The organism is Cohnella algarum, assembly GCF_016937515.1.
Taxonomy (GTDB): domain Bacteria; phylum Bacillota; class Bacilli; order Paenibacillales; family Paenibacillaceae; genus Cohnella; species Cohnella algarum.
Genome location: NZ_JAFHKM010000002.1, coordinates 106334 through 118769, shown reverse-complemented (window position 1 = coordinate 118769; position 12436 = coordinate 106334). Strand labels below are relative to the sequence as shown.

11 protein-coding genes are annotated in these 12436 nt (G+C 58.1%); all 11 read left to right on the top strand.

Going from position 1 to position 12436, the window contains the following annotated elements; translation table 11 throughout:
• Positions 1 to 74 precede the first annotated feature (74 nt).
• The 11 genes from JW799_RS00620 (at position 75) to aroF (ending at position 11909) form a co-directional block, all read left to right on the top strand.
• Complete coding sequence (locus JW799_RS00620; RefSeq protein ID WP_205428226.1) at positions 75 to 746, top strand: 3D domain-containing protein; 672 nt, start codon at positions 75 to 77, stop codon at positions 744 to 746.
• A 114-nt stretch (positions 747 to 860) separates the two neighbouring features.
• Complete coding sequence (locus tag JW799_RS00615) at positions 861 to 1418, top strand: RNA polymerase sigma factor (RefSeq protein WP_080836692.1); 558 nt, start codon at positions 861 to 863, stop codon at positions 1416 to 1418.
• A 234-nt stretch (positions 1419 to 1652) separates the two neighbouring features.
• Entirely contained in the window at positions 1653 to 2675 is a 1023-nt protein-coding gene (liaF, locus tag JW799_RS00610; RefSeq protein WP_205428224.1) for a cell wall-active antibiotics response protein LiaF, read from the top strand.
• A gap of 6 nt (positions 2676 to 2681) precedes the next feature.
• Positions 2682 to 3737 carry a sensor histidine kinase gene (locus tag JW799_RS00605; protein WP_080836696.1) on the top strand — a complete coding sequence of 352 codons (1056 nt, stop codon included), beginning with the start codon at positions 2682 to 2684 and terminating at the stop codon, positions 3735 to 3737.
• On the top strand, positions 3734 to 4399 hold the full coding sequence (locus tag JW799_RS00600) for a response regulator (RefSeq protein ID WP_080836698.1): 666 nt from the start codon (positions 3734 to 3736) through the stop codon (positions 4397 to 4399). Before JW799_RS00605 ends, JW799_RS00600 begins: the two co-directional genes overlap by 4 nt.
• 112 nt (positions 4400 to 4511) lie before the next feature.
• Entirely contained in the window at positions 4512 to 4925 is a 414-nt protein-coding gene (locus tag JW799_RS00595) for a YugN family protein (RefSeq protein ID WP_205428222.1), read from the top strand.
• 796 nt (positions 4926 to 5721) lie between these two features.
• A complete protein-coding gene (locus tag JW799_RS00590) occupies positions 5722 to 7383 on the top strand; it encodes a S1C family serine protease (RefSeq protein WP_205428221.1) in 1662 nt (553 codons plus the stop codon).
• 110 nt (positions 7384 to 7493) lie between these two features.
• Positions 7494 to 8180, top strand: a complete 687-nt coding sequence (locus JW799_RS00585) for a response regulator transcription factor (RefSeq protein ID WP_080836704.1) — start codon at positions 7494 to 7496, stop codon at positions 8178 to 8180.
• A gap of 3 nt (positions 8181 to 8183) precedes the next feature.
• On the top strand, positions 8184 to 9695 hold the full coding sequence (locus JW799_RS00580; protein ID WP_205428220.1) for a sensor histidine kinase: 1512 nt from the start codon (positions 8184 to 8186) through the stop codon (positions 9693 to 9695).
• A gap of 45 nt (positions 9696 to 9740) precedes the next feature.
• A complete protein-coding gene (locus tag JW799_RS00575; protein ID WP_205428219.1) occupies positions 9741 to 10688 on the top strand; it encodes a 4-hydroxy-3-methylbut-2-enyl diphosphate reductase in 948 nt (315 codons plus the stop codon).
• A 159-nt stretch (positions 10689 to 10847) separates the two neighbouring features.
• Positions 10848 to 11909 (top strand): 3-deoxy-7-phosphoheptulonate synthase, encoded by a 1062-nt coding sequence (gene aroF, locus JW799_RS00570; protein WP_080836711.1) that lies wholly within the window; start codon positions 10848 to 10850, stop codon positions 11907 to 11909.
• Positions 11910 to 12436: the final 527 nt, after the last annotated feature.

Here is a 12436-nt window from a genome sequence, read left to right as displayed (position 1 = left end):
GGGATCCCGGCGCGAGGATCATCGCATAACGCTTGCCGGCATTGGGCAGTCTACCCCTTAGAGGTGTGAGCCGAATGCCAGCAAGCTTTTTTGTTTTCATCAAACGTTGGGCCCGCAATGGGGCCGCCTTGGCGATCTGTTTCGTCCTGCTCGCCTATTCCGGCGTTTCCTTCCGGCAAGCCGCGGGAAAAGTTGCGGACCGCTTGCCGTCCGCGGAGCGCCACGAACCGGCGCTTGCAACGCCGCTCCCCGCGTCGTCCGGCGATGCCGGAAGGCGGGAGCCGAAGCCCGACGCCGTGCGTCCGGCCTCCGCGGGGGCCGGACCGACGACGATACGGGTAATCGCGACCGGATATACGGCAGGCGAGGAGTCGACGGGAAAACGTCCCGGCCATCCGCAATACGGCATTACGTTTTCCGGCGTGAAAGTCCGCAGGGGAAGCGTGTCCACCATCGCCGCCGACCCGAAGCTGTTTCCGCTCGGAACGCTTCTATATATTCCCGGTTACGGATACGGAGTCGTCGCCGATACCGGTTCCCGCATCAAAGGCTACAAAATCGATCTTTACTTTCCGTCGACCCGCCAGGTTTATCGGGAGTGGGGCAAGCGGACGGTGGACGTTCAGGTGATTGCCAGAGGCGGCGGCAAAGTGACGGAAGCGATGCTGGATGCCTGGGCGGAAGCCGTCGGGTCCGACCGTTCGAAACGGGGCGGCATTCGGGGAGCCGTTCCGGTCAACGGATGAAAATTGTCGTTTTTTGGGTCGTCGCAACATGTAAAATATTCTCCTCGGGACGCGAATGTGATACAATGGGGATAAGTGGAAACGACGTATTCTCTCAAGGAGTGACCGCTCGATATGACGAACTTCCTGCGAGATTCATCATTGCCGGGCAAGGCCGGGATGGAAGAAGAAATGCTTGCGGAGCTGTATCGTCAAATGCTTAAAACCGCTCGAAGCCGCCTGTACGACAAGAACGATGCGGGAGACGTCGTCCAGGAAGCGTGGGTTCGAATTTTGGAAAAGCTTGACACTCTGCGGGAGAGCGGCAAGATCATTCCATGGGCGAAAACGATCGCCTCGAATTTGGCGTCCAACGCCAACCGGGCGCGAAGATCGGAACGGCTGGCCGACAGCTATGAGGAGTACGAGCCCGCCGCTCGTTCCGACAACGGTCCGGAATTGCTTGCGGAGCTTTCCGACGTGTTGGGACGGCTGGATCCCGCAACGCGCACGCTGCTTCTTTACAAATTTTATTACGGCTTCAAGGACGACGAGATCGCGGCGGCCCTGGACGTGCCCGTCGGCACCGTCAAAGCCCGAATCCATCGCGGGAAAGCGAAAGTCAAAGCCCAGGACAGGGAACAGCCCGGAAGTACATACACGACTCCTCATGGGCCGGATCGCGGCAATTGATCGCTCTTATTCTTCATTCGGCAGCGGAAGACCTTCCGGATACGGCGGGTCTTCGCTGCCGTTTTCATTTTTCGCAGCGTCCCGGCGTTGCCTTCGGGTGCGGGCTGTCTCCGTCCCGAGACCGAGTCCGATTTCCGACCCGCGCAGCTTATGGAGGCGAGGCACCGACGCTATAATAAAATAGCGAGAACGGAGAAGAGACGTTTCAGATAAAGGCCTATGGAGGTAGACGGAATGAAGCAATCGGTGATCCAACGCCTATTTTGGGGAATCATCCTGGTCGGGATCGGTTTCGTTTTTTTGCTGGACCAGACGGGAGTCGTGGATGCGGATATCGGCGAGCTGTTCGGCGTATTCTGGCCGGTGCTGCTCGTTCTGGTCGGCGTTTACGGCCTGCTGATGCAGGCGAAAGGCGGCGGCTACTGGTGGAATTTTATCATTATCTTTTTCGGGATCTTTTTCCTCGGGAAAAATCTGGATTGGTTCGATTGGGATTTCGGCGACATGGTGCGCATCGTCGGTCCGGTCGCGCTCATTTTGTTCGGCATCTCCGTTATTTTCAACGGCAATAAATCCGAGTCCAAAAAACGGCATCGCCACGGCGACGATCCCGGCTCATGGAATCCGGTGACGCCGCCCGCTCCGGGTCCCATGACGCCTCCGCCGGCGCCCCCGGGCCCGATGATGGGGCCTCCGCCGGCTCCTCCGGAATACGATCGGTTCGACGACAAGGAGCTTGGCGGTCGCGACAATCCGGAAGCGCGGGAGGAACGCCGCAATCCGGGCGAGTTTGGAACCTCGCAGCCGTGGGGATCCGACCCGAAGTGGAAGGGCCATGCCTACCAGGGTCACCGGCATCACGGAAATCAAGGCCCCTTCGGTCAAAATCACAGCCGGTTTATCGGGGATTTTCATATCGGAAAAGACTATTTCGAGCTGAAGCCGATGAATATTTCGATGTTTATCGGCGACACGAAAATCGACTTGACCCGAGCCCATATTCCGTTCGGAGAAACGAGAATCAACGTGTCCACGTTCATCGGCGACGTTAAAATATTCGTCCCGAACGATTTGTCCGTCGCGGTCAGGGTCGAATCGAACTGCTTGATCGGCGACGTTAAATTGCTCGACCAGAAGCGCGAAGGCTTTTTTAACCATATGTCGGTCGAGACGCCCGGTTTCGGAGATTACGACAAACAAATCGTGCTGGTCGTCAGCACGTTCATCGGCGATGTTCGCGTCTCGAAGGTAGGCTGAGCGGACATGCGATGGAGACGCGGAAGCAAGTGGGAATGGGTATTGTTCGCGGTCGTATCGGGAGCGGCGATGCTCGCGCTTGTTTGCCTGACGCTGAACCGCAACGGCGCGGGCGCGGCCGATTTCGAACGATGGATCGGGTGGGCGGCCGGGCTGCTCGCGGCGATGATCGTCGTCGCCTATATGCTCGGCATGAGGGTGCAGCGGCGGATCGATCAGCTGCAGCTCGCGATGAAGCAGGCTTCCGCCGGCAATTGGCAGGTTCGCCTGCCGGATCTCTCGGGAGATGCGTTCTCCGAAGCTTACGGCGAATTCAACGTCATGCTCGGCAAGCTGGAGGATCGGCTGAAGCTGCTGCAGCGGCTGGGCGAGCAGCAGGTCCGGGAAGAGGGCGCTCAGGCGGAGGCGGCGGTCCAGGAAGAGCGGCGGAGATTGGCAAGGGACCTGCACGACACGGTCAGCCAGCAGCTGTTCGCCTTGCACATGTCCGCTTCCTCGCTGCCCAAGCTGCTGGAGAAAAACCCGGAGCAAGCAAGCTCCGTCATGGGCCAGTTGATCGACATGTCCGCGATGGCCCAGCGGCAAATGAGGGGGCTGATCGCCCAGCTGCGCCCGCTCGAATTGCAAGGGAAGACGCTGTCCGACGCGCTGTCGCGCTGGTTTCCCGACTACTGCCGGCAAAATCGCCTTCAGGGCGTTTTGGATGTGCAGCTTGTCGAGCGTTTGCCGGAGGCGATCGAGCACCAGCTTTTTTTGATCGTCCAGGAAGCGATGGCGAACGTGGTCAAGCACGCGGATGCGCAGGAGGTCCGTCTTCTGCTCGGAAAAACCGGCAACCAGGTGACGCTTTCGGTCGAAGACGACGGGGCCGGGTTCCGGCACGAACAAGTGAGAACGGGAGCGCACGGGTTGTCCACGATGCGGGAGCGCGCCCAAAAGCTCGGAGGAGAGGCGGAAATCGTGACGAAGGCCGGCTACGGCACTTGCGTCCGCGTCTCGTTTCCGATTTTTGACACGTCGGCGTCGGAGCCTACAGAGACAAAGGAGAACGGAACGACATGACAGGGGAAACGAAAAGCTATTCGGTGCTCATCGTAGACGATCACGAGATGGTCCGTGCCGGCCTTAAAACCTACCTCTCGCTCGATTCCCGTTTCGAGGTGATCGGCGAGGCGGGAAGCGGCGCGGAAGCCGTCGGCTTGATCGCCAAGGGAGGCTGCGACGGACGCATGCCGGAGCTGGTGCTTATGGACCTGATGATGCCGCAAATGGACGGAGTCGAAGCGACGCGCCGGCTTCTCGAGCTTGCTCCCTCTTTGAGGATCATTATTTTAACCAGCTTTCTCGAAGACGACAAAGTCGTGGAAGCGATCGAAGCCGGAGCCGTAAGCTACGTGCTGAAAACGGTCTCCGCCGACGAGCTGATCTATGCGATGCAAGGCGCGGTCCGCAGCATGCCGGTCATGAGCGGGGAAGTGTCCCAGGCGCTGACCCGGGGACTCAGGCAGCGAACGGTGGAGAGCGACGGGGAAGGGCTGACCGAACGGGAGCGGGAAGTGCTGCTGCTGATCGCCGAAGGAAAATCGAACAAAGAGATCTCGGACGAGCTGCACATCAGCATCAAAACGGTCAAAACCCATGTCAGCAATCTGCTGATGAAATGCGAAGTCGAGGATCGCACCCAGCTGGCCATTTACGCCCATCGCAAAGGTTGGGCTCAATGAAGGCGGAACCCGGCTCGGGGCGATGCGGAGAGAATCAATCCCGGCCAAGGCACAAAAAGGGATAAAACGGAACGAACGAGGATAGGCTATACTATAAAAAGGGGATGTCCCTATGTATGCCATCTCTTCGTCCTTGACCGGCCGGGAGCGGGAATTCGCTTCGGCCAGACGGGCGCTCGGCGAAAAGGGCTTTTCGCTTGGCGGGAACTGGGATTACCGGCGCGGATCGTTCGATTGCGCGCTGGACGAAGCGAAAAAGGTTTATCTCCGTTTGCCTTTCGTCGTCACGAGAGGCAGCCTGGACAGCGAAACGGACGACATCAAGGCGGATATCCGCTTCGAGGAGCCTTACGTGCTGAAGCATGTCTATAATGAAGGGTTGGATCCGGAAGCCCAGCCGAGAACGCTCGGGGCGACGTTCGACCAATTTTCCGACCCGCTGGACAGCGATGCGGATATCGAACCGCGCTGGATCGAAACGGCGCGAGGGCGGTTGAGCGAAGCCGAACAACTGCTTCGGGAATGACGATCGCAGGGCTGCATGCGCGAATTCGAACAATTTGCTTCGGGAATGACGATCGCAGGGCTGCATGCGCGAATTCGAACATCGACCGGCCGGATCTCCGGCCTTACGTTTTGCCAACCCTCCGGCTGCCCGGAGGGCTTCGGTTTTTTGCCGGAAAAGCGCGGGTGCCCCGCGGCTGCCGGTCGTTCGTTCCTCTAGCAACGTTTGTGCTCGGCTAGCCCGGTACGATCCCGCAGACGGGTTTGTACGAAATATCATACAAAAGCGTGTACAGAACCGCCTGCCGGGCCGAGTTTGTATGAAAAATCATACAAATATCCCCGAGAAAGCGGTTTATAGTGGTTTTTTGTATGAAATATCATACAAAAGCGTGTGCAGAACCGCTTGATGGGCAGAATTTGTATGAAAAATCATACAAATGTCCCCGTGAAAGCGGTTTGTAGTGGTTCTTTGTATGAAGTATCATACAAAAGCATGTGCAGAACCGCTTGACGGTCCGACTTTGCGATGTGTGCGTGATGATTTTATTCCGCATGATGAGTTAAGATAGAATTTCCGCGATATCGAATCGGAGCCGGCGCCCATCTCGGTAAGCGATGATTGAGAGAAAGGGAGAACCGGATATGAAAATGAATTTGACTTTTTCGGGGGAATAGGCGATAAAGGGCGAATGGAAGATTTAATTCACATTTATTTCGTTTTAATATAGCTTTAAGGTAAATAGCCGAATATAGAATCATGAACGATATGGCAACCGCGAACGCGACCGCGGCGGCCTTCCAGGAGGAATGACCCTATGGACGACCAAAACAAAAGAAACGACGATCTGTTCGGATTCCGATACGGCCGCGACGACGCGTCCGAAAAGATGAACGAAACGCAAGGGGAAACGAAGGCGGCGGAATCCGCTTCTTCCGACGAGGAGACGATTTTCCGGCCTCATAGGCCCGGGAGCTACGGAACGTCCTCCGCAACTACCAAATATAACGGCTACAGCGGATACGGAGCGAGCGACGGAAGCCCGAATCACCGCGATGCGAACGAATCGTCTTCGCCAAGCTCGAACGTATATAATACGTACGGTCCTTTCGCCGGGTCGTCGCAGTCGGGCGGAGGAGACGGAGGCGATAAGCCCGAGCTTGTGCCCGTGACCCGGGATTACCGTCCGTTTACCGTCTCGGGAGGCCGCAATTGGGAAGCGCCCCCGCAAAAGCGCCGCCGCTCCCCGTTCCTGGCGATTTTCGCTTCCTTCATGGTCGGCGTGCTTGTCGTCGGCGGCCTGATGTTTTCGGCAGACCGTTACAACTGGTTCGGCGGCGATCAGGCGTTGACCGCCGCAACCGGCACGACTTCCAGTCCGTCCCCGTCGGCGCAGAGCGGAAGCACGGTCAGCAACGTTGCCGATACGACCCGGCCGGACAACATTTCGGCGATTTTCGAGCAAGCGAGCCCGGCCGTCGTCAAAATCGAAACGTACGCATCGTCCCGGTCCGGTTCCAATAACTTCTGGATGGACGATCCGTTCTTCCGGCAGTTTTTCGGGGATGAGCAGGACAGCCAAGGCGGCCAGGGAAGCGATTCGCTGCAGCAAACGGGAACGGGTTCCGGCTTCTTCTTCGATTCGACCGGTTATATTTTGACGAACGAGCACGTGATCGAAGGCGCGACCGAAATCAAGGTCACCGTGCAAGGGTTCGAAGAGCCGTTCACGGCGGAATTGCTCGGCTCCAGCTACGATCTCGACCTGGCCGTCCTGAAAATCGAAGGCAGCAACTTCCCGACGCTGAAGCTCGGCGATTCCAACGCGCTCAACATGGGCGATTGGGTCGTCGCCATCGGCAACCCGTATGGCTTCGACCATACCGTCACTGTCGGAGTTCTCAGCTCCAACGAGCGCGAAATCAGCATCCAGGACACTAACGGCACCCGCAATTACGAGCATCTGCTGCAAACGGACGCTTCGATCAACCCCGGCAACTCCGGCGGCCCGCTCATTAACATGAACGGCGAAGTAATCGGCATCAATACGGCCGTCAGCTCGGAAGCGCAAGGCATCGGCTTCGCCATTCCGACGAGCACGATCAGCGAAGTGCTGGAAAACCTGAAGACGAACACGGAAATTCCGAAGGAACCGATTCCGTATATCGGCGCGAACTTGCAGGCGCTGACCGAATCGACGGCCCGCCAGTTGGGCCTGAGCAGCACGGACGGATCGCTCGTCTACAACGTGCTGTACAACACGCCCGCCTACAACGGGGACCTTCGCCAATACGACGTCATTGTCGGCATCGACGGAACGAAATACAATACGCCGGATGAACTGACCGACGCGATCCGCGCCAAAAACGTCGGCGACAAGGTGACGCTGAATGTCATCCGGGGCGGCAAGGAAATCGATTTGACGGTCACGATCGGCGACAAAAACGAGTACGACGCATCGCAGCAAACCGAAGAGTAAGCGGCAATCGTACGAAAAGGGCAGTCTACCAGGGCTGTCCTTTTCGTTTAAAATCGGGTTATGATAAAGAGAAAGAATGCCATGAAAGCGAGTATCGAGAGGAGTCCGCGATGAGACCGCATATCGTTGTAATCGATGATGATGAAAAAATAACGTCCCTTTTGCGCCGAAGCCTCGCGTTCGAGGGATACGAAGTGACGACCGCCCCCAACGGCCAGGAAGGCCTCAGAGTGTTGATCGGCCGCCATGCCGATCTCGTCATTCTCGACGTCATGATGCCGCTGCTGGACGGCTGGGAAGTGTGCCGGCGTTTGCGGGCGGCCGGCATCCAGTCGCCGGTGCTCATGTTGACGGCGAAGGACGACGTGCAGGATCGGGTAAAAGGGCTCGATCTGGGCGCGGACGATTACCTGGTGAAGCCGTTCGCCCTGGAGGAGCTGACGGCTCGGGTTCGCGCGCTGCTGCGGCGCAATCCCGAGCAGATGGAGGAGAACCATTCCCTCCGATTTGCCGATCTGCTGCTCGATGTCGACTCCCGCGAGGTCATCCGGGGAGAGAAGCGGATCGAGCTGACCGCCAAGGAATTCGATTTGCTGCATTTTTTCATGCAAAATCCGAAGCGGGTGCTGTCCCGGGATCAAATTATGGAACGCATATGGGGATACGATTACAGCGGCGAATCGAACGTGCTGGAGGTTTACGTGGCCATGCTCCGGCAAAAGCTGGAGGAGCACGGGGGAAGCCGTCTCATCCAGACGGTCCGGGGGGCGGGCTACGTCCTGAAAGGAGACAATTAAGCGATGTCTATCCGACTTCGCCTGACATTATGGTTTTCCGGGCTGCTGGCCTTGACGATGATCGCGTTCGGGTTTCTGGTGTATTACGTGGTGAGTTTAAATACGATGCAGGAATTGAAGGGCCGGCTTCAGGATGAAGCCAAGGCGCTCGAACCCTATATATCCCCCAACCGCAATGGGATCGGATTCGATTTGGGAATCTCCGTTCCGAGAGATTTCGATTATAATATGATCGGCATTCAGGTGGTCAGTTATCTTCAAGATCGGGAAGGAACGGTAAGCCGGAAAAGCTTCGCCTACGGGACGGACCTGGCTTATCCGGCCAAGAAGGACGCGAAGAGCAGGTATACGAAAGTGCATATGGACGGATCGCCGTTTTACGTCTTTGAAACGCCCATAACATTAACGGGCAGCACCGAAATCGTCGGCCTGCTGCAAGTCGCCGGATATATCGGTAAAGAAGAAAGCATGCTCCTGCTGCTGCGCACGATTTTGGTGCTGACCGGGGTCGCGGCGCTGCTGGTGGCGTTCATGCTCGGCATGTTCCTTTCCCGCAAGGCGCTGCAGCCGATCGAGCAGGTGACGGCGGCCGCCGAGCGAATTCAGAGCGGATCCGACCTCAGCACCCGGATTCCGGGGGACAGCCAGGACGAGATCGGGCGGCTGCGCAGCACGCTGAACCATATGCTCGAGCGCCTGGAGACGGCCTACAAAGGGCTGGAGGAGTCGAACATCGCCCAACGGCGGTTCGTGTCGGACGCGTCTCACGAGCTGCGCACTCCGCTTACGACGATCCGCGGCAACGTCGATTTCCTCGCCAAAGTGTGGGAAGGCGCGCACGGAGAGAAATCGCAGGCGCTGACGACGGAGGAGCGGGAACAGCTATCGAAAGAGGCGATTCACGATATCGCGGACGAGGCGCGGCGGATGAGCCGGCTCGTCAACGATTTGCTGGCGCTGGCGAGAGCCGACGCGGGCTCCGACGTTCCGATGGAAAGATTGTCGCTGCGGCCTCTTGCCGAGGAAGCGGCTCGGCGCGCGGCGTTTTTGCCGCGGAATGCCGAATGGATCGTCGGTCCGCTCGAGGCGCTTGACGGCGTCTGGGTGAAGGGCAACCGGGACTATTTGCTGCAGCTGCTGTTTATTTTTATCGAAAACGGATTCAAGTACACGCCTTCGGGCGAAGTCCGGCTGGAGGCGGTCCGTTCGGAAGACCGGGTCGGGCTGGTCGTGGCGGATACGGGAATCGGCATGAGCAAGGAGGAAGTGCCGCACATTTTCGACCGGTTTTACCGGGCCGACGAGTCGCGGGGCAAGACGTCCGGCACGGGACTCGGCCTCTCCATTGCGAAATGGATAGCGGACATGCACAACGCGTCGCTTGAGGTGCGGACGAAGCTGGGCGAAGGCAGCCGCTTTTTCGTCTGGTTTCCCGTCGACTTTTCCGAGCCGGCGGAATACGATATAATAGAGCCTACGGAACGCCCTCGACTCCCGGAAAGGGAGGAAAGCTAGAGAGAACGTCAACCTACTATCAGGGCGGGAAAGCAGGCGTTGAATATGGAAGTCGTTAAAATTTCCCCTCGAGGATATTGCTACGGCGTAGTGGATGCCATGGTGCTCGCGCTGCAAACGGCGAAGAACCGGGACCTGCCGCGCCCCATTTATATTTTGGGCATGATCGTTCACAATACGCATGTGACGGAAGCGTTCGAGAACGAAGGCATCATAACGCTGGACGGCGCCAACCGGCTCGACATTTTGGATAAAATCGACAGCGGCACGGTCATTTTCACCGCGCACGGCGTTTCGCCCGAGGTCCGCCGCAAAGCGAAAGAGAAGGGACTGACGACCGTTGACGCGACTTGTCCGGACGTCACGAAGACGCACGATCTGATCCGGGAAAAAGTCGCCGAAGGCTACGACGTCATCTACATCGGGAAGAAAGGCCATCCCGAGCCCGAAGGCGCGATCGGCATTGCGCCGGACCGGGTTCACCTGATCGAGCGCGAGGAAGACATCCGGAACCTGGTTTTGGCCTCGGAGCGGATTATCGTGACGAACCAGACGACGATGTCGCAATGGGACATCAAGCATCTGATTTCGAAGCTGCTGGAGGTCTATCCGGGCGCTGAAGTCCATAACGAGATTTGCCTCGCGACCCAGGTTCGGCAGGAGGCCGTCGCGGCGCAGGCGAAGGAAGCGGACCTGTGCATCGTAGTCGGCGACCCGCGCAGCAACAACTCCAACCGGCTCGCCCAGGTATCCGAAGAAATCGCCGGCGTCCCTGCTTACCGGGTGGCGGACGTCACCGAAATCAAGCGGGAATGGCTCGAAGGAGTCAACCGGGTTTCGGTCACTTCCGGCGCTTCGACGCCGACGCCCCTTACGAAGGAAGTGATCGCTTATTTGGAGCAGTACGATCACGACAACCCGGATACGTGGGAAATCCGGCGAACGGTCAACATGAAGAAGCTGTTGCCGACGATTCGCGAGAAATCGGTGTAAACGCCGATGCGATGCCATGTCCCGTGCCGCCTCCATTTTGGGCGTTGACACGGGGCATTTTTTCGGCTATATTTGCTTTATCACTTAAAAGCGTATAAGCGTCAAAGCAAACAAGCGTTGAAGCAAGTGGGCATATTTTATTCGGGAGCGTGGACTTGAATGATCGTTATTACTTCCCCTACCATTTCGGAAGAACGAATTGCGGAAATCGTCGGCACGATTGAAAAGAGCGGCGTGCAAGCGCACGTGTCGCGCGGAACGGACCGTACCGTCATCGGCATTATCGGCAAAGCCGACCCGCACCTGGCCGAGCATCTTCGCTCGATGAAGGGCGTGGAAAATGTCATAAAAATTTCGAAATCCTACAAGCTGGCAAGCCGCGACTTCCATCCGGACGACACGATCATCGAGATCAAAGGCGTGAAGATCGGCGGCGACAACCTGGTCGTCATGGGCGGACCTTGCGCGGTCGAGACGCCCGAGCAAATCGACGAAATCGCCCGCCTCGTCAAGGCTTCCGGCGGACAGGTGCTCCGCGGCGGCGCGTTCAAGCCGAGAACGGGTCCCTACAGCTTCCAGGGCATCGGCGTCGAAGGCCTTAAATGGATGAAGGAAGCCGGGGAAAAGCACGGCCTGCTCACCATCACGGAAGTGATGACGCCGGAAACGGTCGAAGTGTGCGCCGAGTATGCGGATATTTTGCAGGTCGGCACGCGGAACATGCAAAACTTCGACCTGCTGCGGAAGCTGGGCACGATTCGGACGCCCGTGCTGCTGAAGCGCGGCTTCAGCGCCACGTACGACGAATGGCTCAATGCGGCCGAGTACATTCTGGCCGGCGGGAACCCCGACGTCATGCTTTGCGAGCGCGGCATCCGCACCTTCGAGTCTTACACCCGCAACACGTTCGACCTGGCGGCCATTCCGGTCATCCAGCAGCTGTCGCACCTGCCGGTCATCGCCGACCCGAGCCATGCGACGGGCCGCCGCGAACTGGTCGAACCGATGACGAAAGCGTCGGTAGCGGCCGGAGCCAACGGCCTCATTATCGAAATGCATACCGATCCGGACAATTCCGCGACCGGCGACGGCGTCCAATCGCTGTTCCCCGACCAATTCGCGAATTTGCTGAAAGAGCTGGAGCAGTTGGCTCCGCTCGTCGGCAAACGTTTCGAAACGCCGAAGGCGCCGGCCGAAGCGTTCGCGACCTGGGCGAAATAAATAAGCCGACCAACATTCCGCATGTTCCCGAAGGGGCGTGCGGAATTTTTCGTTCGCCTATCGGAAATAGCAGTTCTTCACCTTACGGAATCGTTTTGCGGAAAATGTAGGGAGCAGGAGAAGGGCGCTCAAGCGGAGGGATGCGGAGGGAGCCTATGTTGGATTTTGTCCAGTCAAGGGAGCGGAAAATGGGGAAACCGTAGTCTAGAGTGGATTTTATCCAATGGGGAACTAGGAATTTGCGTGAATAGGCGAAAAAAGCCTCGCCAGATTGGACAAAATCCAACGAAGATGACGTGTTTGGCGAAAACACCGGTTTTTGATTGGACAAAATCCAATCAAGCTTCGCCGATCCCTGCGTCATCCTGTGCACCCCCGCGCTATCCTGCGCACCCCCGCGCTATCCTGCGCACCCCCGCGCTATCCTGCGCACCCCCGCGCTATCCTGCGCACCCCCGCGCTATCCTGCGCACCCCCGCGCTATCCTGCGCACCCCCGCACCCCCGCGCAACCTGTTTCTGCATGAT

Bases quoted from the DNA above. Each gene is read 5' to 3' on its own strand.
- JW799_RS00620 (WP_205428226.1), top strand. From the start codon at position 75: ATGCCAGCAAGCTTTTTTGTTTTCATCAAACGTTGGGCCCGCAATGGG.
- JW799_RS00615 (WP_080836692.1), top strand. From the start codon at position 861: ATGACGAACTTCCTGCGAGATTCATCATTGCCGGGCAAGGCCGGGATG.
- liaF (WP_205428224.1), top strand. From the start codon at position 1,653: ATGAAGCAATCGGTGATCCAACGCCTATTTTGGGGAATCATCCTGGTC.
- JW799_RS00605 (WP_080836696.1), top strand. From the start codon at position 2,682: ATGCGATGGAGACGCGGAAGCAAGTGGGAATGGGTATTGTTCGCGGTC.
- JW799_RS00600 (WP_080836698.1), top strand. From the start codon at position 3,734: ATGACAGGGGAAACGAAAAGCTATTCGGTGCTCATCGTAGACGATCAC.
- JW799_RS00595 (WP_205428222.1), top strand. From the start codon at position 4,512: ATGTATGCCATCTCTTCGTCCTTGACCGGCCGGGAGCGGGAATTCGCT.
- JW799_RS00590 (WP_205428221.1), top strand. From the start codon at position 5,722: ATGGACGACCAAAACAAAAGAAACGACGATCTGTTCGGATTCCGATAC.
- JW799_RS00585 (WP_080836704.1), top strand. From the start codon at position 7,494: ATGAGACCGCATATCGTTGTAATCGATGATGATGAAAAAATAACGTCC.
- JW799_RS00580 (WP_205428220.1), top strand. From the start codon at position 8,184: ATGTCTATCCGACTTCGCCTGACATTATGGTTTTCCGGGCTGCTGGCC.
- JW799_RS00575 (WP_205428219.1), top strand. From the start codon at position 9,741: ATGGAAGTCGTTAAAATTTCCCCTCGAGGATATTGCTACGGCGTAGTG.
- aroF (WP_080836711.1), top strand. From the start codon at position 10,848: ATGATCGTTATTACTTCCCCTACCATTTCGGAAGAACGAATTGCGGAA.